24 protein-coding genes are annotated in these 24,432 nt (G+C 39.7%); 10 read left to right on the top strand and 14 right to left on the bottom strand.

What is annotated here, in order from left to right:
* Positions 1-249: 249 nt before the first annotated feature.
* Both ACOWPH_RS28865 and ACOWPH_RS28860 read left to right on the top strand, forming a co-directional pair.
* Positions 250-714 (top strand): hypothetical protein, encoded by a 465-nt coding sequence (locus tag ACOWPH_RS28865; protein ID WP_015217807.1) that lies wholly within the window; start codon positions 250-252, stop codon positions 712-714.
* A 192-nt stretch (positions 715-906) separates the two neighbouring features.
* Complete coding sequence (locus ACOWPH_RS28860; RefSeq protein WP_015217806.1) at positions 907-7,656, top strand: caspase family protein; 6,750 nt, start codon at positions 907-909, stop codon at positions 7,654-7,656.
* 320 nt (positions 7,657-7,976) lie between these two features.
* Here ACOWPH_RS28860 and ACOWPH_RS28855 read toward each other — a convergent pair whose 3' ends face one another.
* From ACOWPH_RS28855 to ACOWPH_RS28845, 3 genes are all read right to left on the bottom strand, one after another.
* Positions 7,977-9,515: a hypothetical protein gene (locus ACOWPH_RS28855; protein ID WP_242043056.1), complete on the bottom strand. Its 1,539-nt coding sequence runs from the start codon at positions 9,513-9,515 to the stop codon at positions 7,977-7,979.
* 49 nt (positions 9,516-9,564) lie between these two features.
* Complete coding sequence (locus tag ACOWPH_RS28850) at positions 9,565-10,611, bottom strand: O-antigen ligase family protein (protein ID WP_216087746.1); 1,047 nt, start codon at positions 10,609-10,611, stop codon at positions 9,565-9,567.
* Positions 10,612-10,900: 289 nt separating this feature from the next.
* Positions 10,901-11,545, bottom strand: coding sequence for a hypothetical protein (locus ACOWPH_RS28845; protein WP_015217770.1), 645 nt, complete (start codon positions 11,543-11,545; stop codon positions 10,901-10,903).
* Positions 11,546-11,608: 63 nt separating this feature from the next.
* Here ACOWPH_RS28845 and ACOWPH_RS28840 point away from each other — a divergent pair, with 63 nt between their 5' ends.
* Positions 11,609-12,184 (top strand): thermonuclease family protein, encoded by a 576-nt coding sequence (locus tag ACOWPH_RS28840; RefSeq protein WP_015217769.1) that lies wholly within the window; start codon positions 11,609-11,611, stop codon positions 12,182-12,184.
* A 98-nt stretch (positions 12,185-12,282) separates the two neighbouring features.
* Here the strand turns inward: ACOWPH_RS28840 and ACOWPH_RS28835 are convergent, their stop codons facing one another.
* From ACOWPH_RS28835 to ACOWPH_RS28800, 8 genes are all read right to left on the bottom strand, one after another.
* On the bottom strand, positions 12,283-12,534 hold the full coding sequence (locus ACOWPH_RS28835) for a hypothetical protein (RefSeq protein WP_042466421.1): 252 nt from the start codon (positions 12,532-12,534) through the stop codon (positions 12,283-12,285).
* Positions 12,535-12,664: 130 nt separating this feature from the next.
* Positions 12,665-13,375: a Rad52/Rad22 family DNA repair protein gene (locus ACOWPH_RS28830; protein WP_015217768.1), complete on the bottom strand. Its 711-nt coding sequence runs from the start codon at positions 13,373-13,375 to the stop codon at positions 12,665-12,667.
* Positions 13,376-13,468: 93 nt separating this feature from the next.
* Complete coding sequence (locus tag ACOWPH_RS28825) at positions 13,469-13,684, bottom strand: hypothetical protein (protein WP_042466420.1); 216 nt, start codon at positions 13,682-13,684, stop codon at positions 13,469-13,471.
* Between the two features lie 26 nt (positions 13,685-13,710).
* Positions 13,711-14,409: a hypothetical protein gene (locus tag ACOWPH_RS28820; protein ID WP_015217766.1), complete on the bottom strand. Its 699-nt coding sequence runs from the start codon at positions 14,407-14,409 to the stop codon at positions 13,711-13,713.
* Between the two features lie 135 nt (positions 14,410-14,544).
* A complete protein-coding gene (locus tag ACOWPH_RS28815; RefSeq protein WP_015217765.1) occupies positions 14,545-14,811 on the bottom strand; it encodes a hypothetical protein in 267 nt (88 codons plus the stop codon).
* 101 nt (positions 14,812-14,912) lie between these two features.
* Positions 14,913-15,101 (bottom strand): hypothetical protein, encoded by a 189-nt coding sequence (locus ACOWPH_RS28810; RefSeq protein ID WP_015217764.1) that lies wholly within the window; start codon positions 15,099-15,101, stop codon positions 14,913-14,915.
* Positions 15,102-15,256: 155 nt separating this feature from the next.
* Positions 15,257-16,129: an antirestriction protein ArdA gene (locus ACOWPH_RS28805; protein ID WP_015217763.1), complete on the bottom strand. Its 873-nt coding sequence runs from the start codon at positions 16,127-16,129 to the stop codon at positions 15,257-15,259.
* Positions 16,130-16,282: 153 nt separating this feature from the next.
* On the bottom strand, positions 16,283-16,528 hold the full coding sequence (locus tag ACOWPH_RS28800) for a hypothetical protein (protein ID WP_015217762.1): 246 nt from the start codon (positions 16,526-16,528) through the stop codon (positions 16,283-16,285).
* Positions 16,529-16,672: 144 nt separating this feature from the next.
* Between ACOWPH_RS28800 and ACOWPH_RS28795 the strand changes: the two genes are divergently transcribed.
* Positions 16,673-16,855 carry a hypothetical protein gene (locus ACOWPH_RS28795; protein ID WP_015217761.1) on the top strand — a complete coding sequence of 61 codons (183 nt, stop codon included), beginning with the start codon at positions 16,673-16,675 and terminating at the stop codon, positions 16,853-16,855.
* A 107-nt stretch (positions 16,856-16,962) separates the two neighbouring features.
* On the opposite strand, the gene ACOWPH_RS28790 is transcribed toward ACOWPH_RS28795, so the two are convergent.
* A complete protein-coding gene (locus tag ACOWPH_RS28790) occupies positions 16,963-17,520 on the bottom strand; it encodes a hypothetical protein (protein ID WP_015217760.1) in 558 nt (185 codons plus the stop codon).
* A 437-nt stretch (positions 17,521-17,957) separates the two neighbouring features.
* Here ACOWPH_RS28790 and ACOWPH_RS28785 point away from each other — a divergent pair, with 437 nt between their 5' ends.
* On the top strand, positions 17,958-18,083 hold the full coding sequence (locus ACOWPH_RS28785) for a hypothetical protein (protein WP_277882360.1): 126 nt from the start codon (positions 17,958-17,960) through the stop codon (positions 18,081-18,083).
* A gap of 1,209 nt (positions 18,084-19,292) precedes the next feature.
* Positions 19,293-19,427: a hypothetical protein gene (locus ACOWPH_RS28780; RefSeq protein WP_015217758.1), complete on the top strand. Its 135-nt coding sequence runs from the start codon at positions 19,293-19,295 to the stop codon at positions 19,425-19,427.
* Positions 19,428-19,541: 114 nt separating this feature from the next.
* Here the strand turns inward: ACOWPH_RS28780 and ACOWPH_RS28775 are convergent, their stop codons facing one another.
* The gene (locus ACOWPH_RS28775) at positions 19,542-19,799 is read right to left on the bottom strand and encodes a hypothetical protein (RefSeq protein ID WP_150111148.1); all 258 of its coding nucleotides are present in this window, start codon (positions 19,797-19,799) and stop codon (positions 19,542-19,544) included.
* 60 nt (positions 19,800-19,859) lie between these two features.
* On the bottom strand, positions 19,860-20,252 hold the full coding sequence (locus ACOWPH_RS28770) for a helix-turn-helix domain-containing protein (protein ID WP_015217756.1): 393 nt from the start codon (positions 20,250-20,252) through the stop codon (positions 19,860-19,862).
* A gap of 190 nt (positions 20,253-20,442) precedes the next feature.
* On the opposite strand from ACOWPH_RS28770, the gene ACOWPH_RS28765 reads away from it, so the two are divergent.
* The 4 genes from ACOWPH_RS28765 to ACOWPH_RS28750 all read left to right on the top strand — a co-directional run bounded on the left by ACOWPH_RS28765 (position 20,443) and on the right by ACOWPH_RS28750 (position 24,429).
* Positions 20,443-20,649, top strand: a complete 207-nt coding sequence (locus ACOWPH_RS28765; protein WP_015217755.1) for a hypothetical protein — start codon at positions 20,443-20,445, stop codon at positions 20,647-20,649.
* A complete protein-coding gene (locus tag ACOWPH_RS28760) occupies positions 20,639-21,397 on the top strand; it encodes a hypothetical protein (protein WP_015217754.1) in 759 nt (252 codons plus the stop codon). Before ACOWPH_RS28765 ends, ACOWPH_RS28760 begins: the two co-directional genes overlap by 11 nt.
* 1,219 nt (positions 21,398-22,616) lie before the next feature.
* Positions 22,617-23,468, top strand: a complete 852-nt coding sequence (locus ACOWPH_RS28755) for a DNA cytosine methyltransferase (RefSeq protein ID WP_081593775.1) — start codon at positions 22,617-22,619, stop codon at positions 23,466-23,468.
* Entirely contained in the window at positions 23,398-24,429 is a 1,032-nt protein-coding gene (locus ACOWPH_RS28750; RefSeq protein WP_171815843.1) for a hypothetical protein, read from the top strand. Before ACOWPH_RS28755 ends, ACOWPH_RS28750 begins: the two co-directional genes overlap by 71 nt.
* Positions 24,430-24,432 lie beyond the last annotated feature (3 nt).

The raw sequence follows: 24,432 nt of genomic DNA, 5'->3' as shown, positions 1-24,432 counted from the left end.
TCATGGAGCCTACTAGAATTTTCGGTAAGCATAACAGTATAATGTATACGTGGATTTGTTGCGCGTCTAGATTGGGGTTTTATATTTTGCCTAATAATCAGGCATGGTCTTGTGTTAGGCTATTTCGGCAAAAGCTAGACTACTTCTTTTTCTGGCTAAGGTATTGGTGTGTTAATCAAATTTATATGAAGGCTTACGACCAAGACCTGTGCAAAAAAAACTGAAATCAAAAATTGGAATCATACACAAATGACAACAACAAAAATTTATCTGGAATTAGACGATGATATACTCCAGTTTGTAAAATCAAATGTAGATATATCCGACATTTTACAAACTGAAAACATTGATGCAGAAGTTAGATATGGAATTGAACCATATCTATCAGAAGAAGGAGCCAGAACAAAAGATATAGTCACTATTATTTTAGCAAGTAGTGCAGCATTAGCAACTATTTCTTTTGTTATTTCACAAGTGTTAAATACATACTATAGAAAGCCTTATTTTGTAGAATATTATGAAATTCATGAATTGAAAGATGCAAAGGGGAATTTTGTTTTAGATAAAGAAGGTAACCCGCAATACGAAAAAATCAAAAAGTACCAAATAATTGAACCCAAAAAAGAATCTACAATCCAAAATTTTGAATTTCAGTTTAGCTTCATAAATGGGGTTGTTATAAAATTTAGCTCTGATGTAAAAGATATAGATTAAAGATAATAGTAAATGAAAATATGGTTCTTCGGTTATTTTTATGGACAACCTAGTTCAGAATCCTTGAAAGCCTTATCCTGTAAGCATTTCATTCAAGGAAGTACCATAATTATTTATAACCCTTGCGGGGCAAGGGTTTTGTTACAATAAATCCTCAATCACCATAAAAGGGATGCAAGAGCCGAAAATATTATGTCTAAGAAAGCATTTATACTTGGAGTAAATACATTAGGACTGAAGTACTGTGAAAATGATGCCCTTTTAATAAGTAAGTGTCTAGAAGCTCACGACTATGAAATTTGGAAGTCTGAGCCAAGCAAATATGAATTGATGGCTAAATTTGATGATTTTATTAGTGGGGCGAGCCAAACAGATACCCTTATATTTTATTTTTCAGGGCATGGTCTTCCAAGTGGTGAGCTACGGCTTGTACTAAATGGTAATTTACAGCATCCACAAGATTGGATCGATATAAATTATATTACAAAAGCTTTTAGAGATAAAGAATGTAAAGCTCTTAATAAACTGATCATTTTAGATTGTTGTAGCGCAGGATCAGCGGAAGATACCTGGACTCCTGGGCAATCAGACCGCTATTTTCTTATGACTGCAAGTCAGCGATTAGAGAAGACTAAAGAAATTGATGAGCTAAAAGCTAGTTTTTTAACTTTTTATATTCATAAGGCACTCACTGAATCACCTTCCGAAATTTCCGATATAGAAAATCGAGTTCGCATTAATAATCTCTACGAATGGCTAACACGAAAATCCAAAGAACACAATATCAAGAAGGATATACAAGTTCCTTTACCAAACTTGTTAGGAAATCAGAGGCATAACTTTGAAATTGCTATTATTGAAAGAAAAAGGCAATATCAACAAAGTGAACCGATCTTAGAGTCTCCCAATAACTTAAATAACGTCAACCTTCTTGAAGCTTATTTGCGATGGCTGATTGAACAGCATAATCGTTTAGAATTGCGTGGCGTGCGTGAGGCGAATGAATCTCCAACGGTTCTCTTAGAAAAAGTCTATGTGGCGTTGAAGGGCGATCGCACTACTTATAAAGAGCGTATTGAGGCGAACAAACTCTTAGATAAGCAAGTTCAAGAAATTTTGGGTTTTGAACCTATAACTCCAGAGGAGAAAGAACTATGGAATTACATTCGGCGACAAATTTTGAGAGAACACCCTATTATGCTTTCCCTCGAAGAAAGGGATCGCTCATCTTCTTCACCGATCATAGAATTAGAGAGTATTACTTTGGGAGAAGCATTCCAGAAGGATCGCTGGCTAGTTATTTTGGGAGATCCAGGTAGTGGAAAAACTACTCTTGCTCGTTGGTTAACTGTCAAACTGGCACAAGCCATGCTCAACGGCGACGGGGAGGTAATTGTTCCCTTAGCTCAGGTTGATCCAGAGGTAACAGAAAGTGATAAGATAATTAGTTTGGGACTACCACGCCTGCCAGTGATACTAAGAGTGTCAGATTATGCGGAAGCTTATCAGAAAAAGCCCCTAATGTTAGTTGAATATCTGGGATATCATCCTTGGCTTGGACAATTTCTTACTCATGCAGGAGAAAAGCTGCCTTCCGAAAATCTAAATAAACTGATTAAAGATTATCTCAACAGAGGAGAAGCCGTAATTATCCTTGACGGCATGGATGAGATTACAAGTCAACGTGAAGAAATTGTTCTTAAAATTGAAGAATTTATCAAGGATTGGATAGATATCAAAGGTCAGCCTAAATCTCAATATATGCTGCCGACTTTATCTATTGATAATCAAGTTACTCCAATGGAGATTGGCGGTAATCAAATTATTATCACTAGCCGTATTGCTGGTTATCATGCTTCACCAATTAGACGTAATGTAACTCAAGTGACTATTGAACCCATGAGTCGAGTTGCAGTTGAACATTTCTGCGATACCTGGACATTGGCAATTCATCAATTAAGTATAGCCAAGGATAAATCAGAATCAGAAGCTGCTGAAAAACAAGCTATAAAAGAAGCAAAAGCCCTAAAGGTAGCCATCTACGATCCCAATCGTCCTAGAATCAGAGAATTGGCAAGTAACCCACTACTGGTTACTATTTTGGGTATGGTTTTCCATAGGCGTGGTAGCTTACCTGAGCAACGTGCTAATCTGTACCAGTTAGCAATGGAAATCCTGATGGAAGATTGGTGTCAGCAGAGAGATTGGTACAAGACAGGATTAATAGCAAGTCAGGGTTTAACTGCTGAAGAATTGACTCATATATTATCACCTCTAGCTGCTCACATACATCAGAATTACGCTACTGGTCTGATTGAATACAAGGAACTTAAAACAATCATCTCTCAATACTTGGACGAGTTGCCAAAATTCAAGTCAAAAAGTCAATTGATTGGTGAGAAAGTAGACAATTTTATCCAAATTGTACAAGAAGATATTGGTCTACTAGCAGCAAGAGGTCAATTTCTCTATGGATTCTTACATCTAACTTTTCAGGAGTACCTAGCAGCACTCTACCTAATTCGTTCTAAAGACACTGCTGCTCAAGAGATTATATCGAGATTAGATGACCCGCGCTGGCGAGAACCTATTTTATTAGTACTTGGACATATTAGTTCTAACTGGGCATCAGGAGAATGCAAAGAAATATTGCAAGCCCTATTGGATGCGGATGATCCTTTGGGTGATTTGTTGCCACGTACACCATTATTGATGGCAATAGCAATGGAGGAAATGGGGAATATCTCAGAACAAATTGTCGAAGAAGTAGCAAAGAGATTATTATTTGCCTATGCTGACCACGATAAACTAGCACAATTTGAGAAGCTGCGTAAACAAATAGAAAATGCTTTTATACGCCTGCAAGATAATAGTACAAAGTTGATTGAAAGGGTATTGTGCGATGCACTTAGAAATCCCCCAGAATCACGTCCTGATGTTGCTCCTGCTGCTGCTGCTTTAATTCACAAATATAATTGGTTCACAGATAAAATCACCCAAGCATTGCTAGATGCACTACCTAATGATAGTGAAAAATGGAATTGGGCAATAAATAATTGTATTCAAGAAATAATTAATCCCATAACCGAGCGTAGGGAACCGACTGAACCAACTCAACCTACTGAAAAGGAATGGCGGATACTAAGGGAAACTGATTTTGCCAAATATCAGGAACAGAAAACCAACTTTGCTGTTGCTCAAGCAGCTTACGAAGAGCAGAGAAATAAGTACGAAAAGTGGACAAGAAGACAGCAGGTTGAGCTTCCTAGACATAAGCTACCTTTAAAAAGCGTTTTGCAGAAGAACTCAAGGCTGGTAGAACGTATAAAGTCTAACCCTATGTGGTTACGCTTAACCGTTGCGCTCTACGGAGGATACTATGACTATAAGGCTCAAGAAATATTGAGTGAGTATCGAGAACTAGCTTTGTTTCTTAATAAACCAGACTATATACGTGAGCAAGAAATTGCACGAAATCGCGAATATTATATTGGCAAGTTTGGATCTTTTGATGATCCCAGCTACAGTATAGCAGTCTATTTAGAGACTGACATGGGTGGTAGGATGGGACTAGCTAGAAAACCTCCTGAATTTACTGCTGAAGCTATCTACTGTGACTCGCCCCTAACCGAAGTTTTACTTTCTGCACTGAGACAAGGAGAAGCCCCTGAGTCTCTCATACCCAAATTGTGGACAATTTGGAAGGGTTCTAATAACCCAGTTCTGCAAGTAGATGCACTAATCGCCTTAGCTGCATTGGGCGAAAATATTATTTCAGAGTTGCAAAAAGCTTTAGCTTCTAGTACACACGAAGAAATTGCTTCGTCAGTTTTAAAGAAGTTTTCTCAATTAAGAAGCTTACTTCAAGATTCAGTCACCCGTGCTATACACAAAGAAATTAATTTACCAAAACCTGTAGCTGACCCCAGTCACACAAAAAATAAAGATGAAAAAATTAGCAAGCGGCATCAATTGATTGTAGCACTTGATAAATTATCTTCAGAATTAAATGACTTACACTGGAATGACGTTGTGGCTACGCTAGCTAATGTAATGCTGACTTACTGTAATAAGCCTCTAGATTATACACCTTGGGAAGATAATTTATCTGAGGCACAAAAAGATTACATAAATGCAGAATACTGGGTTATTCAATTGTTAGGTGGACTTGCCGATGATATTATCTACAACGCTGCTGTTGCTTTAGACAAAATGACAGTTATGGCTCCTAATTTAATTATTAATTCTTTGTCGCTAGTTCATCAAACACAGAACTTAAATTGGGATGAATATATATCTGAGTGGGTAGTGGAAGATTTATCTCCGCGTATCAGAGACTCATCTGATATTCCATTGGAAGTAATGGGTGCAATTGAAAATATAGGTATAGAAAAGTTACGTCCTGATTTTATTGGTGCTGCAATATCTGTATTTATTGGCGGAATAATTCCACTTGTAATACAAAATACTGATTTATTACCAGAAATACTAACTCTTAATTTGCGAAATAATTCCGACAGCGAGAGAATTGTTAAACTTTTAGCCCCACAACTCAATAATAACTCTCGCTTGCCAGATGCAATATTAAGAATGGCATATGATATCCAAAATCCTTATTATTGCTCTAGGGCATTACTGAGGCTGGCGCGTTATTTCCCCTTACAAGGTGAACCTTTGCGAAGAAAGTCGCTAGAGGTAGCGCGTGCTATTTTTGACCCTCATCAAAAATGCCGGGTTTTTGAGTACCTGATACCGCATCTTGATACTCAAGAACCGAACAATATATTAGAAGAAGTGCTGTCTGCTGCTCGAACAATCTTAGACCCAGATGATAAAACTCGCACGTTAGCACGTTTGTCAAGATATTTTCAGCAAGAAAAACAAGAAAAATTACTACATGAGGCAATCCAAACAGCATCTCTGATTACCGACGAATACCAAAGATCTGAAACTCTGAGTCTTTTGTACCCTTTGTTGTTTTCTGAACCTGATTTGCTGACAGAATATTTTAGAACTGCCCAAAATATTACTGACTCTTGGAGCAAATTTAAAGCACTCAGATTACGCAGTCCACAACTTTTACAGATTCACGACCAGTTACAAAAAGCAACTGAAGGAGATATAGATTTGTGGACTCCTGTTGTGTTGGGGACAATTGTGAATGATGTACTTACCCACTTTGAAAATATTTCTACTGTTGATGGTTTGTGGTTAGCACTAGCTAATTTTCCTGATACAGCGAAAGTTGAAAAACTATACGAAGCAGGTATAGAAAAGGGATTGACATTAACGCGCATTGCTGCAACAACTTTAGATCAATTACTCAATATTGGAAATGACGAGATTGTTCATAAGTTCTTACCATTACTGCAAGACCCCACACCAGATGCGATTCCAGTAATAGAAAGCTGGTTAGAACATTGGGATGAATTTATTGTTAACCATGCAGCATTACTTTTGTCTGAAAAAGGTAGACGCTTGACTCCACGAACCATACAGGGTTTACTAAAACTAGTTAAAAGTAGAGTAGATAGATCCCGCATACGTGCCACACTAGTGCTATGTGGCGGAATTATCGGTGTCAAAAGAGAACAGCGAGTCTTTCGGGCTTCAGAACTTGGTGAGGAAATCATGAATGCCCTTGGACAGGCAATAAATGATTATAAAGAAGAATTACCATATATTGTTCATGTGGCGATATTAACACAATATGACATTATACATGACGATCCAAATTTGATTGAGCAATGGGCAGAAATAGTTAATACCAATGCCGATGGTGTAAATGGAGCAGAAGAAAATTTGAAGGGAATTGCAGAACTAACATCAGAGGGCTGGAAAGCATTCCTTAGTGCTTTTGAAACTGGAAATAACCGGGTTCGCAAAGCAATGATGCACTCACTGTGTTGGCTACTCTTACCAGAGAATAAGCAAAATTATACGGAAGATCCAAGTTATTGGCTGAAAAATCTAAGCATTGAAGGAATGGAAGATATTCGCGCTTTGCAAATATATGAGCATACTTCTGCAAAAATTACTCCTTGTCCTGTTATTGAATCTGCATTAATAGCACTGCAACAAAAGCGTGAAAATCCAGATATTAATCTTATAGAGGCTGCTGAAAAAGCACTAGATGAATACACTATCTCTGCTGCTACTGCTTTGGTTGGAGAAGTGGGCAATATCAAAAATCTACTTGGTAAAATTGCATTATCAAATACCTTTCCATTGGGTACAGGCGGAAGCTTATTTAGTAATGCATCAGAAAAATATGCAGTTATTATTGATAATGAACCAGAAATATTTCAACTGCTAGTTGCTTGGTTAGCGCAAACTTTAGCTAATAGTGTATGCAATGAAGGATATTTTTGTAAACTTACTGTACTTTTAGTTGATGTGGCAGTCTATGCTGAGTTATCACCAGCAACATTCGTTAACTTAGCTCGTGAAAATAATCTAGAGCCATTATTAGCAGAAACGGTGAAAAAGCATAATCCGGTGCCTGGGCGTGTTGCTGCTATCAAATTAATTAGTTACCTGGACAAAATAACAACAAGTACTGTTAATGTGCTACAAGATGCTTTATTTGATGAACATGAGGTTGAGCTAGCAGTAATAGAAACTTTTACACGTATACGCCGGATAGAAGGTGATATGCTTGAGCAACTTTTTGGAAAGCTTTATGACGATAGCGCAAAAGTAGCCTATACTTCCGCTCAAATCCTTTCTTTGCTTGGTAAAAGCGAGAGAACAAAACCTGAACAGCGCAAAAAAATTCTACAAAAACTTGCTGATGCAGTTAGGTCTCCAAGCTCTAAGCGTGGTATTTACGAGACTATAGGAAATGGGGGTAGCAGTGATTATTTTCTCCGTTTATCGTACCAAGGAAAATTAAACCAAGCTTTCTTCCAAGCATTACTGGAAATATCTGGGGTGCTTTGATAATTTCTCTAGTCGCCCCGTTGTCTAGTAGGGGTACAGCTTCATTTGGTTTGGGTGTTGCCATACTATCAGAATTTTCATCCTGGTTTCGTATCAGCCCTTGAGTGCTTTGAGTGGGGTATAGAAACAAGTATAGGAGTAAAACAAAGTTACTATTATAAGCAGAGATTATGAAAAAGCCCAAAAGCCAGATTCTGTCGTGGGGCGAATGATAAGTTGAAGAAAAATGCCGCTTTATCTGTTGTCCACCAGCACGATATCGCAGCCTTTCACCTGTGTAGTAAACGTTATCCAGCTTTTATTACCCGCTACTTGGGTTATTATTTCTGAGTGTCAAGAACGCTGAAACTTGATTTGATGCCATTCACGATTACTTCTAACTTTCCAGATTTATAAGCCTGGTAAATTGGCGCTTTCCCTAAATTAGAAACATCTGCACGGTAAACGTCACGATGCACCATGAAATCGTGTAGCTTCCCATTTCTCCATATCTTGGGAGTTCCGCCAGTATATTCAAGCTTTACCCTATTCCTCATGATTGAGGTATACTCGGCACTTTGCCCTTTAACTTTTAATCTGGAATTGACAACTGTTAAAGTTTTGAAGCTTTGATAATTACCCTCACCCACATCTATAGCAAAGCCCGTTATATCAGCAGTAGGTTTAATTGCCAGAGTAAGACTATCAGAGTACTTTTCCGTGGGTGCGAGTTCTCCCACCTCAGCATTGATGAGAGCGATCGCTAAATTAGTCCGCTCCAATTTAATGAAAATCCACCCCCGGTCATGCTCCACTAACGCAGATTTCGGAAGCATAAAACTAAACTTGCCTTTACCCATGCACACGGCTAAATTTCGATACTGTGCAACTGAGTTGTGGCCAATAAATGAGGGTATGAAATAATCTACACCTCGAACTGAACTATCTACCAGCAATTTAAACCCTGACCAATCCCCACCTGTTCCTTCTGCCAATGTTCCTAACTGGTAAGTTTTACCAAAGTATAGAGTTTCGTGAAATTGCTGTGGTTTATCCTCTCTCCAGTTTAAATAAGCAGGTTTTGAATTTAGTAATTCTAGTGGGAAAGTGAATTGTTTACGAGCGATCGCTACTGCGGCATTTGGTGGCCTGTAGCTGCTAAGTAGTAAATGCACCAAATCAGGATTACTACTTTTAAACTTTACTGGTGAATCACCGAAATACATTCCCAGATATTGAGAAGTACTACTGCACCATGTACAATTTCCCCCGCCATAATCTCTCTTACTCGGTCCACCAAATCCACCACGCCAATACTTTACCGCCCCAGTTATAGTCATCCAATCGAGTGCAGCTTTACCCATCTGTTTTACCTCTGGATCTTTGGCGTAATCATATAAGTTTAAATATCCAGTCAGTTCATGCCCTAAGTAGCTCTCACTATCCCATTCACCCTTACCAGTTTGGTAGAGCGATCGCACCTTTTGATAAATATTATTTTTATAAATTTGGCGTGTAAATTCATTACCTGATTCTTCTGCCATCAGATAAACTGACACGTCTCGCATAACTTTAAGGTTATCGGTATTTCGGCAATCTACCAAAGTATTACAGTTATCCGTTGACTTCTCCCAAAATTTTCTTAAGGGAAAATAGCGCAGCATGGGATCTGATTCTGTAGCTAGTCTCATTCCCTGACGCATTCTAGATTTATACGCAGGAGTTAGATCGAATCCAAAATATTTCCTGATTTGATTCTTAAGGGAAAACGCAGAATAAAAATCTATGCCTAAAGTGTGGGAATGTAAACCACTTAATTTATCCTCACTTTCCAAAAATGCAATCGCTTCCCTCTCATTTCCCTTAAGAAAATCTATCATCGCTCTAGGATAACTCTGCTTCTCATACTCATAAGCATTACTCCCATATTTACCAGATGGGAAGCTTTCTAAATACTCCTTTGACCGCTGTTGAAATTCTGCTTCTAACTGTGGATTCCAGGCTAGTACAGACTTTTGGCTGAGAAGTAAAATTATAATTATTAATAGATTTTTCATAATTAAATAGGCTTAATGCCCACCATGCAATGTGTGTAAACTGCCCCGATTCAAACCAGGTCATTGTATAAACTAAATATACAATTACCACGGCTGATAATGGAGATTCATTTATGAAAAAGCAATACCCAAATATTAATAAATATAAAGCTGCCCCTGCGACACCAATAGATACAGCCCAATCAATTATTAAATTGTGTGATTTCGTATAAGGTGTAAAAATTACTTCTTTTTTGACATTCTTCATTTGTGGATAAGCAATATTGAAGCCATCCAAACCGTATCCATGATAAGGATTTTTATTGATTGCACTTTTGGATATCTCCCAAATCCAAAGCCTATCAGATGTAAGTTGCTTAACAATAGATATTCCCTCTATTTGTCTTGTGGTAGAAATACTTATGATTAAAACTAAAGAAGTGATCGCACTTATCCAAACTATCCTATTATTTCCCATTAGAAAAACCAGGGAAGCAAGTAAAGCCACTATTCCCGCCCTGGTTTGTGTTAGCAGTAATGCTGTAATTATTACAGGTAGTATCAATAGAACTTTACTACTAAATATTTTACTTTTCCAACTTGATAAAATAGCCGCTGCTGCCGCTGCTAAAACAAAGGCTGAATGCCCTCTATGAGAATACAAGCCAATCGGCTGATGACCTTTGTAAATGCTACTTAAAAGAATATTATTATTAAATAATTGACCACTATTAATAGTGTAATCAATAGTCCAGTTAAAGTACTGAGGAATAATTGATAATACCAAAATTACGCTACCTGCAATAAATCCTTGTAATTGCTGTTTTAATAATTTTGGCTTTATTTGTAGTACAAGTGAATTAGTTAGAGTAAATACTGCTATTAACCCCCAGTAAATTAACCCTGATAGGTGCGTAGGATGCCCTAAAAGCGATCGCATGAAACCAGCAGGAGACAGCAAGGAACTGATTAAACAATCCCCTAAGAATATTGAAAAAGCGATCGCAACTATCCACCAATTTCTAGATAACTTAATATCCTGTTTATTTTCGCAAATTAATTGTAGGTTATAGGCGCAAATTACAGCAAGGATGGCTATTTTGGGCTGCGTCCAAATTTGTCCCCTAGATGTTCCCAGAGGATTAATTAGAATAATGCTAAACAGGTAAAGTATTTGCATAAAAAAAGTGAGGTGCTACCCTCACACAGCAATAAACAAATTTAGAAATTTAGGTTCCACCAATCCACGCCGAAGGAACGTAACCAACACCACTCGTACAGCGCGGCGCATTACCAGCATTTGGCAGAGTTGCTAGAGTTTTTTCTACTCCTTCGACACTGAAGGTAGGCGGAATACTAAAAGATGAGGTATTTCTCAGAGTTCCGAAGCCACAAGCGTTTAACCGTACCGTTCTAGTTGTATCTCTAGGAATATTTAGCAATACCGCTGTGTTTGCAGTTTGCCCAACGATTACGACTTCCCCAGAAGGAGTTTTAAAGTTATTTGGCCTTGCTTCTGCAAATGATCCGCTAGTGCAAGTTGGTAAAAGCTGAACTGGTAAGTTTTCGATTTCAACACTTACACCAGGACTACCTACCTGAACTGTTGGAGTTGCTCCTACAGTGGTTGCTGAAAGTCTTACCTCACCACAACTACCAGCTACGCGAGAACTAAATCTGTCTATAAAACCGAGAGCTACAGAAGCCGTTCCGCTAGGAGTTCCCGAAATATAAACAGTAGTAACACCCTCAGAAACTGTTTTGTAAACGGTATTAGAATTATAAGGAATTGCGATCGCTTGTGGCATAAATCCAAGGGAAGCGATCGCACCTAATAAGCCCAAACCAACAAGGCTATTTAGTCTATTTTTCATATCACATTAAGCATCAGGTAAGCCTTATATTATTCTATATAGATACATTTGTAAATCACTTTTATGAAGATTTTAAAAATAGTTGTAACCTTACTTTCTTTTAGTGTAATTGGTACGGGAATTGCATTTTATTTATATGCTAATAAAAAATTTGGTACAGCGTACAATTCTTATTCAGCAAAGCTTTCAGCGCCAGGTACAACAGAAGAGTGGGAAGTTTTATCTATTCGTGATGGCGATACTATCAAGGTTAAAAAGAATGGAGTTATTGAAAATATTCGATTGTGTGGAATAGATGCTCCTGAGATTTCACAACCATTAGGAAAGGAATCTAGGGATTATTTACGTTCTGTTTTTTCCCTTAAGAAAATGGTACAAATTTCTACTGTTGGTACAGATAGATATAACAGGAAAATTGGTGAGGTATTTTTAATTAATTCAGATGGTACAGAAAAATTTCTCAATGAAGAATTAGTTAAAGCTGGGATGGCTTACGTTTATCATCAGTATTCCAAGAATTGCCCAAATGAAATTTCCCTTAAGAATGGGGAAGCGATGGCTCAATCGAAAAAGATCGGCGTGTGGAGTAGAAACTACCAAAAACCCTGGGAATACCGCAAGGCTAAACGTAGCAAATAATTAAAGCCTGAATGTTGAGCCTGAACCGCCAGGCGGGGCATACATGAAAAATGCTGCACGGATACCGCACGGGTGCGAAACTTTTCCAAAAACTCTTCTCAGTCATCAAACCATGCTGTGAAATGACCAATGACTAATGAAAAAAGACTAATTAAATCAAGAACTATAGCCCACCCACCCAAACCCGTAGCAGTTTTTAGAGCTAGTTTCCCTGAGCCAGCCCTTGCAGCACGACACAGCAGATAAAGAAAAAGCTGGGGAACCCCGGCTATTACTAAAACTGCTGGCCTTGCTACAAGCCTACTAGCCCTAAAAACTGCTACAACTACAGTTCTAAAACCATTGGTCACTAGTTAGTTGTCGGTGTTTGTCGTGGTTCGGCTGCATCCCTTGCTGTGTCTGGCTTTGGGGTTGCCATTAGCGCGGTTGTCTTCCCCCAATAAAAAACCCTCAGCGAGTGAGGGTGAAGTTATCAAACTATTAAAAAGCTAAATTTTCTAACTCTGTCATCACCTGGCTAAATTTGTTTACAGGAATTTCTTTTGTAGAAACTAAGTTAAACTTTGCGATCGCTTCTCTAACATCATCCTCAGTTAAGTTTAATTTTCTGGCAGTTGACCATAACAGTTTCACTTGCTCCAAATTTATTACTTGGGCTGTGGCAGATGGTAAAACCTTTTTAACTGGTTGAGCTTGCTTGATTGGTATTCCTCTAGCTCCCGCTGCTAATTCCTCATTTTCCTTACCAAATTTATAAGCCCTCAAATCTCCCTGCTTCCGCATGAGTTTATCTGTCAGCTTTTGATCATCCAAGTACGCCGCGACTCCGAAAGCCTCAGCAGCATTTTTAAAAGCATCTGCTATAGCTCTCTCTGTGGGCGTACCTCTAGCCATGTTCTTGCCCTCGTTTGAAAGCAGCACAATGGGCGCAATTCCTGGAGCTTCACGAGAAACACCAGCGATAGTGATAGTACACCTTATACAGCAATCATCACCCACATAAATCGGGTGGGAATACGAGCATGACCATTCTGGATAAACATTATTTAGCCTATCTCTGATGTGCTGCCACGGCACAAACAGCCATCTTCCCCCGCCTCTCAATGTTCGCTCCTGGTGCTGCTCTGGTAAAAACGGTTTAGATAGCTCTGCAAGAATTTGTTTAAATTCCTCACGGGTTACGGTTAGCATAATTCTAGTGGGAAATTTTGATAGGTGCGATCGCTCCTTATCCCTTAAGAATTGAAAGCGATACCTTCGGTCGCCAAAGGCATCGCAAAGTTGTTAAACGTTATACTCGTTGTAAACCTCTTCGCAGTTGCCAAAGGCGTTGTCAAGCAAGTGGTGAGACTTTATATCTGGTGACTCCTCTAATGCTTCTAAAATTTCTCTAAGTTGATCTATCACTTCGGCTAGTTTTTCAAGAATTTCTTGATTCATGGTGTTATCCTTTAATTGGGTGGGTTTAAATTCCTGGTCGGTTTTTCTACCTGCCCTCAATTATGGCTGTGGACTGCGGCCAGTTTTTACCAGTTGTATTCGTATTCGGGATCTGGTTCAAACTGCCAGTTATCCTCCAAGCTTTTATCTCTGCGTTCGGTCCAGCAGTACTGATACTGTTTGTAATTCTCTGCTCTCAAGTATTTCCACGCCGCGAATACGTGTTTGTCAGGTATCTGCCCCTCTACAACGGGGTGATCAATTAAGTACTGCTGTGCTTTTAAATCTTGCATGAAAGCTTTCTCTGTACCGCTGAAAGCATGGCAAGTACAGCCAATTGCATGGGGCATTAAATTAAGCTCATAAAAGTCCCCGGTATTTCCTTTTGCAATCAACTCGTGCCAGTTTGATCCAGGTTCTAATTTATAGGGGTCAGCTTTTGACCAGCATCTGTTAATTAGCGCATTTACATAATCAGCCTTTGACACAAATCTAGATATTCCTCTAATCTTCACTTTCTCACCACGCTTAGTAATAAATCCGGGAATGTGAAGATAAACCACTTTTTCAAAAACATCAATAGTAACAGTATCAATTCCTGTTTTAATTTGTTCATCAGTCCAGCCAAGTTTTTTTAATACTTGCTTGGTATTTTCTAAAGAATAAATGTGTCTTAAAGCGTAATCTTCACCGTTGTTTTCATGCAACAGTGACTGGTGAAATATAGAGTAATTATAATCGGGTTTGATATGAGCTTTAGCGGAAAATCTTTTAGTAGTAGTCATTTGTTTTACCTGGTCGGTTATTTCCCTATTGTAGCGTGAATTCGCGCTATTGACAATAGTTTTAGATAAATTCTTAAGGGAAATTAAAAAGCGATCGCTTATCTTTTGGGATAGTTGCGATCGCTAATTCTTGACTTACCAAGATTCTCTAAATGTGTCTGCTACGTTGTCCCAAGTTTCGCCATTCTTGAGTTTATCGGCTACTTTTGGCGCATCTTCAATCAAGCAGTTAAAATCGCTTGCCCCTTCTGCATAATTTGGCGAAGTTCCTCTTACTTGATCGCCGTTCTCATCTTCAAAGTAATAGTTAGCCCGATGGTGAGTAATACCGTCGGTGTCTTCATCGCTGCTAAATTCCCAGTCTTTAAAGGTTAGCTTCTTTGGATCAATTGGATTTGTCATTTTTTTTACCTTTGTTATTTTCTAGTGGGAAATTTGAGGGGAGCGATCTGCTTGCATCGCTTATCTTTTGAGATAAGAGCGATCGCAGATAAATTAGTTTGTTACTTTGGATCTACCTTCCAACAGTCTCTACCAGATGCAGCGGCTATTATTTCGTTGTCTCCATTTGTTGGCAAAATGTACCCTACTCGCTTTACTGGAGTTTCTTCGCTTGTTTCGCTGTTTTTAATAACTGCCTTTTCTGCGTAGGCGTTCCATACTTCATGATCTTGCTTAATTACAATCTTCATTCTTGCCTCTGTATTTTTCTAGTGGGAAATTGAAGGGAGGGCGATCGCTACACTGACCGAAGCGATCGCTATTCTTAAGGGATGTATGCGATGCCTGCGGCGGGGGTTGGCGCAGCCTCTCGTAGAGAAGCAATCGCTGGAGTTAAATTCAATACTTAGCCGTGATATTCACGAAACACATAAACACCCCGATCAGCTTTAACCGAGTCATAACCTTCCATAAATAGCTCTCTAGCTACAGAATCCCAATCAATATGAAACGACCAAAATTTAAAATTCTTCTCAAACTCTGACCAGTTAAACATTGATTCGATGTCCTCTGATTTTAGAGCAAAATCTTTTTCTGAATCCCAACGACCACAGTAATAGCTACCAAATTCTTCTGCTAATTCTTCAATATTTGGATCACTAGTCAAACCTTTTGCATAGTTTAACCATGCAGACATTGCATCTTTATCAGCAGCACTATCTAAGGCTTTAGCTAATTGGCTGATATATTCTAAACTTTCGTACTCTCCTATTGAAAAATCGCCAAAATTTTCATGATCATGAATCGCCCACTCTTCACATGGCTCATAATTCCGAACAGGCGACCAAGAAAGCATCCAGTTAATATCATCTAGTATGTCTTCCGTGTCTTGTGTTGCATCAATATATAAGCCGTGCAACTTACCTGAATTGTAAGCAGATAAACAAGCCACATATATTTTAGGAGTGTCCTGATAAGTGCATTCTCTCTGATTTACTGGATAGGGTAAATTACATTTTAAGGAACTACTTACACAGTTATTGAAGTAAGGAAAATCTACACCAGCAAGTGAAGCGGCTAAACTTAAAGCAGCACGATCTAGTTTTTCAATTATTAAAGTTTTGCCATTCCTGTAAACATCATTAAGCTGTTCTTCAATTGCGATCGCGTCGGATTCTGATAATAACGTTAATTCCATTGCTTTGGGTGGTTTTTGATTTAATGTGCGTATTGCTATTCTTAAGGGATAGTTAGCAATCGCTTTAATACCAACTTTCAATAATTCCTCTGTTGTGTGCCTACTTTGGGTTTAATCCTTTCCCTGCCAGGTTTCCGCGTCGTTGCTTTGTGGTGGCCTTCGCACTTTGCTGGAATTATGGAAAGCGATCGATAAGCGATGCCTGCGGCGGGCGGAGCCACCGCTAAAAACTAATTAATTGGTGCGAGATTTGATATAGCTATCAACAAACTCAGTGCTAATCTTGAAATCAATACAAGCCATTTTTAATCGGCGCTTTACATCGGTTCTCGCGTCGTTAAGTTTTAAGCTATCTTCTTCTTCTACTTCTTCGAGATCAAGAAGCCCATTGATGCTTCTAGCAAGCTTTCTCAGGTAATCAAGATCAATCTCTTCCTTACCCGTAATCATCGTAAAAGTCGGATCGTTGGTTAAAAACATTGTTGTAAATTCCTGGTCGGTTTTTTACTTCACTTTTATATAATAGCGCGAAATCACGCTAATAGCAAGGTTTGTTACAAAGTTTTTACAATTGATTAGCAAGAACCCACGCTATAATAAACTGTGCAGATATAGGTAAAAAATATGAGAATTGGCGGAAACCCTGACATAACAGAACATTCCTTTCAATGCAAAATTGCAGAGATACCAGCAGAGCAATACTCTATTAGATTAATTCCAGGAACTAAAAAAGCTTTGCGGGAGAAATTTGGATCAAAGTCGAGTGATAAAGTTCGGGAAGCGATCGCAAAGCTGCTAGAGGATTGATTGCTTTCCGCGAGTGAGGAGCGGGTGGGCTTGTCCCACCCCGACGAATGAGCAATAAATCAACTCAAACGAAAGTGATCCGAGAGTTCCGCGAGTAGTGATTTTTGCTAAAACAGTGATAATTGGGCGGGTGCTTGCAATTCCTTCAGGTAAAAAAAGCATATGCACCACCTATCAGATTTAACCGGTGAAACTGAGTGCGGCTGCTTATTGTCAAAGCTGATACAATCCCCCTCAGTTAAATTAATTGACTCTAAAAATTTCTCGTCACCCCAAGAATATAAGCTAAAAGTTGCCTCACCTATTACATTTATGGATGCTGCACCCTTTGCATAAGCTGGTGAATCTGCGTGTTTCTTGATCTCTGTTCCTGGGGGGTAGTGCAGAATAAGAGCTTGGTCAAACTTTGGTAGTAATCTTTCTCCTATCAGTTCCACCTGCTCAGATTTTAAAATTAGTTGCCTTTGGGGTGAAATTGGCTCAATTTTAGAGGGCTTACCTGATTTTGCTGATACTAGCTCTACTGTATTTCTTAAAGAAATCTCTCTTCTACCCTTTGCATATGTTGATGGTGAAATCTGCATTAGTGGATCAATTCTCTTTAGCCATGCCTTAGTTAGATCTAATTCTTGCTGGCTCAGTTTCCCTAAGTTTTTTATGGTCATAGTAGTTAAAAAAATATTGGGGGAAAACCCCCCGTGAGAACTAGAACAAGGACAACTGCACTGGAGCCGGAGAGCCGCAAACCACCGGACAGCCCACCCACCCAGGGCAACCGGGAACTGGAGAAAGATCCCAGCCAGTGGGACAGGGGAGAGAGCCTAAAAAAACCAGGCAGGGAAGGCCAGAGCCGAGAGCAAAAGCCAGGGAAGCCCAGGAACCAGAGCCAGAGCCAGAAAAGCAGCGGGAGGAGGAAGCAGAGGGGAAAAGGCCAGCAGGGCAGGGAGAGGAAGGAAAAGCCACCCACAAACCGCCCGCAGTAGCCACCGCAGACACCACTGCAACAGACCGCCTAGCAAAAGAGGAGCGGCCAGACCCAAAGGAAGAGGCCGCAAAAACTGAGGCAGTGGGAAACACCCCACGGAAAAACTGATCGACCCCCTTGGCACAACCAACAAAAACAGAGGAGCCAGCAGGAACAGAAGCAGCGGCCACAGAGCAGCCAGCAGAAACCACAGACCGGGAACCAGAAAAACCGAAGGCAGAAAACCGGGAAAAAACTGACTGAACCACAGCAACACCTGAAAGACTACATATAGTATAGCACGAATTCGCGCTAATGGAAAGGAATTACTAGGATTTGTAGTATAAATGTAGTATAAATGTAGTATATAGATTGCTATTGCCAATAGCATGAATTCGCGCTATAATAATAGAATGAAGGTTGGGATTGATGTGAACTGATCAATTGCCGAGTGTGGGCGGTGATTGTAGCAGCGCGAAAAACCAGCCGGAGAAAATAAGCCCAAGAGTGAAAGGCCACCCACACCGCTGATTAGCTCTGAAGCTGTATTTTTTCTTGATTTGGCGAGCGAAGCGACGCGCAGTGACCGCTGGCACAGCCAGCAAAGCTAGTGAACCCGAACGCCAGCCAGCAGCCTAGCCGAGAACCTTTACCGCTCCACTCTTTTTTCTCTTCTTTCCCCAAACTAGTGGAGCGACACCCATTATCGGTTCAGTTGCACAGGTTCGGCGGCTAGTAACCTTTGATACCAACAGATAACCTCTCAACAAGCCGGTTCTGTGCTACAATCTCGCCACCAGTGGAGCGGAACGGCAGGCGCAACACCAAGCGAAGCACGCGAACGAGGGTAGATATCCCTGTTTTTTTGATCAACTTTACTAACCCGAAGTGAGCAAATCCGAGCGCAAGCGAGCAGTATCATCTCTACCGAACACAGTGAGCAGTGACATATTAACAAAACCATTTCTTGAGAGCTTGAAAGCAAAGCCAGAAGCGCTTCGCGGGTATCTTTTTTATATTAGTTAAAATACCTTTTTAACACCGAACGCAGTGAGCCGAAGTTCCCCCACTCGGCGGGGTTAGGGGGGTGGGGAGGCGAAATGGGAGCGCCTAAAATAACTGTGTGCGTTGCGATAACCTATGGGCGCGACCTCACTAGCGCGGACGGCTAATATTTGATACCAACAGATCAATATAGTTCCGCGCGAAACAAGAGCGAAGCAACCACCAGCGCCGGGAATCGTATTTAGCACATTAATAAAACCATGCCTTAATTTATTAGATCAGGGTGTGGTTTGATGACTGAGAAGAGTTTTTTGAAAAGTTTCGCACCCGTGAGGTATCCGTGCGACATTTTCCATGTATGCCCCGCCTGGCGGTTCAAGCTCAATAATCAGGCTTTAATTTCCCTTTATATGCTGTGTACACTGCACTAAGAATAATACAATAATAAAAACCGACCAGGTTAATATTATGTCAAACAAAAATCCAAAGACGGATCACCTACCAAAGCAAACTACAAACTGGAAGAATTTACCCACTGTTGCTTTAAGAGTTCCTGAACGATTCTTAGGGGAAATCAAGGATCATGCGATCGCTTATAGATAGTTGATTCTTAAGGGAAAACGCAAAACTCTACGCGGCTTAGATTCGCCCAAGGAATTAGCCAAGCAGTTACTAGAAATTCTCTAAAATAATCGCTCTTGTTTCCCTTAAGAATCATCATTTATTTTTTCTCCGAAATTCTATCAATGCTTTAATGACGGTTTCTGCGTCAAACCCGTTTGCATTTTGAATATTTACTGCGACCTCGGAGTTTAATGATACAAAGGAGCCTGTTATAACTGTAATTGATTCATCTAAGCCCATTACACGCTTTTTAGCCTCTGGTGAAAGAGCGTTAAGCTTTTCTTTTAAAATAGATTCTAGTTCTTCTTCTGTTAGTTCTTCAAGCATTCTTTTTATATCGTTAGCGGTCATAAATGTTGGGTTTATCATATTTTTGCTGGTTGTAGATACACGTACAGAATTTTAAAATTTCTATACAGCGATCGCATCCGTCAAAGTACGTTTTTCAGTAGAGTCAGTATTTCTACTGCTATCTTCCTTTTTCCACTTCCGTCCAATTGCTAGTAATGCAGCTTCTACTTCGTCAGCATTGGCATTGTCGATTAAATCAACCAAAAGTTGCTTATTATCCATGCGTGCAATAGATTGATTAGCAAGCAGTTCACAGAAATACTTTTTGCTTCCTGGCGATAAATGATCCATACCCTCCAGCATGGATTCAAAGGTGTCTTCACTCACCCATGATCTACCTTTCCTAAATTCCGTTATGTGCTGCGGAGATATACCCACAATGTCCGCTAATTCTTTACCTTTGACTCCGTACCTATTCATGGAAAGCGCAAACAGTTGATGAATTCTTGCCATATTGTAAACTTCCCTTACGTATATAGGTAATACTGTATTTAGTGGTAAACTATAGCTACTGGTTTAATTTATTTAATCCAGCACTTTCATTTTAGCATAAGAATTTAGCCCAGACAGATGCAACTGTTAGGGCTGAAAAGCCAAGTTTTTTAGTTTTTTAACCATCGTAATTACACGATGCTTTTTGAGCATGACACAAAAGCACAAATTTTCACCACCTCCTCAGGAGTATTTAAAATTTTATCCTCTTATCTCAGAATTAAGCGTGAAAATTAAAGTTGCTAAAAGTATTTCAGCAACTGGAATAGGAAAAACTGCTTACCATTCAGCGATCGCAAAGTTAGACAAAGCTGGTTTATTGCCTGATTGGTTTGAAGAGGTGGGAAATGAAAATTAGCAGTTTTTACCCCGTCACCCCTAAAGTTGCTAAAAAGCTGCGGCAGGGTAAATTAACCGCTGCTGAGTGGAGAATTTGGAGTTATTTGATTGAAGTTGATCCTTGGGGTGATGCCTACAAAGATATTGATACACTCACAGTAATGACAGAGTGTGACGTAAGTAAAGCTACATACTATAGAGCAATCGCTAAATTCCAAGAGCTAGAACTCTTTGATATTCAAGACAAAGGTATCAGTATTCGCAATCTTAGTGGTGTATCCAGTCTCAAAAATGAGACAACTGTCTCAGAAATGAGACAAGATTCTCAAAATTGCGAAACCCGTCGCAGGAATGAGACTAAAAAATCAAAAATGAGACAAGATTCTCAAAATTGCGAAAATCAAACCCCAGAACCCGCGCCCAGTAAGGCTTCTGAAGTCCCTCATACTATTCAGACTTATTCAGACTTAAAAGACACTACAGAAGCAGAAAATTGTTGTGTTTTGAATAAGTTTGAAGAACGCTTAAAAATTTACGGGATTCACCTATACATTTTTGATGAAAAGTCAAAAATTAAAAATTTAGCAGGATTTGGAATTAGTCCGAATCCAAAGATGGCAACCATCCAAAAAATTCTTAAGGGAATGCCAGCGGAAAAAGCCGAAAGAGCGATCGCTGCATTCCTAGCATGGCTACCTAACGCCAAAAATGTCCGCTGTAAATACGCCGCTTTCGCTAGTTCCCTACGTGAGAATTGGGAGGTTTAATCATGGCTAAAAAACACATTGTTACTTCAGATCCTCTGTTTCAAGTCGATAATTATTCTAGTGGGATTTCTAATTGGATAGGAGATATAGATCAATCGCTTGTCAAAGATCCTTATTGGGATGAGCTTTTATCCGAATCTAATCAGCGAACTGCTTTAGAACTAGATAGATTAATTCCTGTTAACACAAAAATAGGTGTATTCATTGTTGAACAGTCTGATATTTGCCTTCACTTAGGAATTATCAGTAATACCAATGAATCAGGATTTTTTGTAGATTGGTTGAATTTTGGTGAATCTTCAGAGGATATTAATTTTCTCTGTGGGACTAACTGCTTTAATAACTGGGAGCGTGATCAAGAGGCAATTAGTAAATTAGCGATCGCTCCTGAATCCCTTATAGATAAATTTCTGGATGCTAACCCTAACTTTTCCCTTAAGAATGAAGATAGAGGTTTTCAAGTAGGCAATAAAATAATCATTCCTGATCACTGGGAAGATAAGGGTGGACTGTGGGATACATACCCGCAATATTGGGTATATAGCAACAATACATACCATTACGATGGTGAGATAATTTATTGCAACTCTACAGACAATCAAGAAATTATCAACAGTAAGATTAAAAAAGCTTACTTAAACCCCAGGTGGTATGTACATTGCGCCAAGGTAGAAGCTGAAAATCAGCAAGAATTATCTGTGGCAAGGGCTAATAAAAACAAGCCACATAAATTTAAACAGGGTGGAGTGTATTTGCATTCCAGTGGGAAAAAGATTAAGGCTTATAAGTTTTACAAAACCACTGGATTAGCTGAGGTTTTATTCTTAGGGGAAATCGAAAAACAAAAGGTTGCGATCGCTAACCTGTCATTTTTACCAGTTCCACAAGCCAAAGATTTTACAGATTTTAGCGACTTTGAGAAAGCCTATCAAGAATGGCTAAACAATTGTGACGATGAGGATTTTGATGATTCTCAGCAGCTATCTAGTAAGGATATTTGGGAGCAGGAGAAAGGTGAGCAATTCTTAGGGGAAAATCTGCAAGTAAGCGACATCTACGATGGACTAGGGCTACGTATCTTCTCTAAAAAAGAGCAGCGCAGCGGTGAAGTATGCAGCGTTGGTAAAACTGGCTTTTCTATTGATTGGGACGGCTGGATTAAATGTGCTTACTCATTCTCTGAAATTAACAAGCTTCAGTTATTAAGGGAAATAAAATCATGCTTACCATGCTCGACAGTTACGCCGGAACAGGTGCAGCCACCATTGCCGGTGACAAACTTGGAATTAGAACAACCCAGTTTATCGAAATCGACAGCAGCGCCCAACGAGTGCTTAGTTATAGATTCCCAAAAATCCCTATTCACCCAGATATCAGAACCTATCAAGGACAATTCAAACGGCATAACATCCACTGGGTATCATTCCCCTGCACGGGAACAAGTAACGCCGGCAAGCGAGAAGGACTCAACCACCCAGAGTCAAAAATGTTCTTTTATTCCCTCAGAGCGATCGCAGTTGAACAGCCTGAATTTGTTGTTATTGAGCAACCCAGAGGAATTATTAACAACGGACTTAGAGCAGTTCTTGGGGGACTCCGAATGGTCGAATACAGTTACGAAGATCCAGAAATCATTTCAGCGTCGGAGCTTGGCGCACCCCACGAACGAGAGCGAGTTTTTGTTATTGCCTACCCCCACGACTTACCCCAAAGGTTCGGGAAACTGCCGACCGGCTGGGACGAACAGATTAGAGCAGAAATTGAGGCCATTCATCAACCAGGGGGACAAGTTACACCCAATGGTTTCGGGCTGGATGATGGGGTTCCCGATTGGTTGGGTGGAGTACCCATTAGCGGACACTGGAGAGATACTATCAGTGCAACTCCCACTTATCCCGGCACGGGACACCACATCAAAAATAGACGGCACTGCATTGATCTCTACGGCAGAGCAGTTACACCCCAACAAGCAGAAATTGTCCTTAAACGAGTCTGTTACCTTGCAGAACTCGCAGGAGTTGGAAGTTTTAGCAACCACGACAAACACCGACAATCAAACCACGACAACTAAAATTAAAGCCCTTACTCTACATCAACCTTGGGCTTCTCTGGTAGGCAAATATAAGCATTATGAAACAAGGGGTAAAGCTACCAACTATCGGGGAAAAATTGCCATACACGCTGCTGTAAAACAAGAGGATACATATTATTGGTTAGGTGCGTTTGCAGATTTATCTCCAGATTTCTTAGGGGAAAATGTGCCTTTTGGTTCTATAGTTGCGATCGCAGACCTTACCGACTGTATCAAAATGACTGAGGAATTTATCAGTCAGCAGTCAGAGACAGAATTAAGATGTGGTTTGTGGGAAGTTGGCCGTTATGCCTGGAAGTTAGAAAACGTGGTAATTCTCAATGAACCAATACCAGCTAGGGGTATGCCCGGACTATGGGATATTGAACTTTCTTTACTGTCACCTGTCACCTGTCACCTGTCACCTAAACCTGAATTTAAACCTGGTGAATATATCCTCAATGGCAGGGTAGGGGAAATTATAGAAGCAAGTCCTGGTGAATACTTCTCTGTTAAATACGGCAACAGCTACGCTGACTTAAAATGCTATTTCTGGGGTCAAGATGACGATTTGATTGAACAGTTAGCGATCGCACCCCAGGAGTTAGTTGAGAAATTCTTAAGGGAAAAATCAGAAGCTTCTCAAGAAGAGATTAAGACTAAGAAATCAAAAATAGCTTCAGGAAGTCTTGCACCATTTCTAGAAAATAAGAAGCTCAAGGATGGAACAATAGTTACTTACCCTAGAGTTACTGGGGAGAGGGATAAGTTAAACTATGATCATTGGCGATGGGGGTATTACTACGAAGTTAAAGTTAATGGTGAATGGCGAAATAAATCAATGCCGATACCAGCGAGAATTGCACCATTAGTAAGGGAAATGATTGATAAAAAATATCCAGTTGAGGAAATCAAAAGCTTCATTCTTCAGAATAAAACTAAGAAGCATAAACCAGATTAATTT

It is taken from the genome of Anabaena sp. PCC 7938, from assembly GCF_049315035.1.
GTDB lineage: Bacteria > Cyanobacteriota > Cyanobacteriia > Cyanobacteriales > Nostocaceae > Anabaena > Anabaena cylindrica.
Note: the sequence above shows the minus strand (reverse complement) of the source record. Positions and strands in the feature narration are given on the sequence as shown.

What these genes read in the sequence shown, in the direction of transcription:
- ACOWPH_RS28865 (WP_015217807.1), top strand. Translation starts at nt 250, where the DNA reads ATGACAACAACAAAAATTTATCTGGAATTAGACGATGATATACTCCAG.
- ACOWPH_RS28860 (WP_015217806.1), top strand. Translation starts at nt 907, where the DNA reads ATGTCTAAGAAAGCATTTATACTTGGAGTAAATACATTAGGACTGAAG.
- ACOWPH_RS28855 (WP_242043056.1), bottom strand. Translation starts at nt 9,515, where the DNA reads ATGATAGATTTTCTTAAGGGAAATGAGAGGGAAGCGATTGCATTTTTG.
- ACOWPH_RS28850 (WP_216087746.1), bottom strand. Translation starts at nt 10,611, where the DNA reads ATGCGATCGCTTTTAGGGCATCCTACGCACCTATCAGGGTTAATTTAC.
- ACOWPH_RS28845 (WP_015217770.1), bottom strand. Translation starts at nt 11,545, where the DNA reads ATGAAAAATAGACTAAATAGCCTTGTTGGTTTGGGCTTATTAGGTGCG.
- ACOWPH_RS28840 (WP_015217769.1), top strand. Translation starts at nt 11,609, where the DNA reads ATGAAGATTTTAAAAATAGTTGTAACCTTACTTTCTTTTAGTGTAATT.
- ACOWPH_RS28830 (WP_015217768.1), bottom strand. Translation starts at nt 13,375, where the DNA reads ATGCTAACCGTAACCCGTGAGGAATTTAAACAAATTCTTGCAGAGCTA.
- ACOWPH_RS28820 (WP_015217766.1), bottom strand. Translation starts at nt 14,409, where the DNA reads ATGACTACTACTAAAAGATTTTCCGCTAAAGCTCATATCAAACCCGAT.
- ACOWPH_RS28815 (WP_015217765.1), bottom strand. Translation starts at nt 14,811, where the DNA reads ATGACAAATCCAATTGATCCAAAGAAGCTAACCTTTAAAGACTGGGAA.
- ACOWPH_RS28810 (WP_015217764.1), bottom strand. Translation starts at nt 15,101, where the DNA reads ATGAAGATTGTAATTAAGCAAGATCATGAAGTATGGAACGCCTACGCA.
- ACOWPH_RS28800 (WP_015217762.1), bottom strand. Translation starts at nt 16,528, where the DNA reads ATGTTTTTAACCAACGATCCGACTTTTACGATGATTACGGGTAAGGAA.
- ACOWPH_RS28795 (WP_015217761.1), top strand. Translation starts at nt 16,673, where the DNA reads ATGAGAATTGGCGGAAACCCTGACATAACAGAACATTCCTTTCAATGC.
- ACOWPH_RS28790 (WP_015217760.1), bottom strand. Translation starts at nt 17,520, where the DNA reads ATGACCATAAAAAACTTAGGGAAACTGAGCCAGCAAGAATTAGATCTA.
- ACOWPH_RS28780 (WP_015217758.1), top strand. Translation starts at nt 19,293, where the DNA reads ATGTCAAACAAAAATCCAAAGACGGATCACCTACCAAAGCAAACTACA.
- ACOWPH_RS28775 (WP_150111148.1), bottom strand. Translation starts at nt 19,799, where the DNA reads ATGACCGCTAACGATATAAAAAGAATGCTTGAAGAACTAACAGAAGAA.
- ACOWPH_RS28770 (WP_015217756.1), bottom strand. Translation starts at nt 20,252, where the DNA reads ATGGCAAGAATTCATCAACTGTTTGCGCTTTCCATGAATAGGTACGGA.
- ACOWPH_RS28765 (WP_015217755.1), top strand. Translation starts at nt 20,443, where the DNA reads ATGACACAAAAGCACAAATTTTCACCACCTCCTCAGGAGTATTTAAAA.
- ACOWPH_RS28760 (WP_015217754.1), top strand. Translation starts at nt 20,639, where the DNA reads ATGAAAATTAGCAGTTTTTACCCCGTCACCCCTAAAGTTGCTAAAAAG.
- ACOWPH_RS28755 (WP_081593775.1), top strand. Translation starts at nt 22,617, where the DNA reads ATGCTTACCATGCTCGACAGTTACGCCGGAACAGGTGCAGCCACCATT.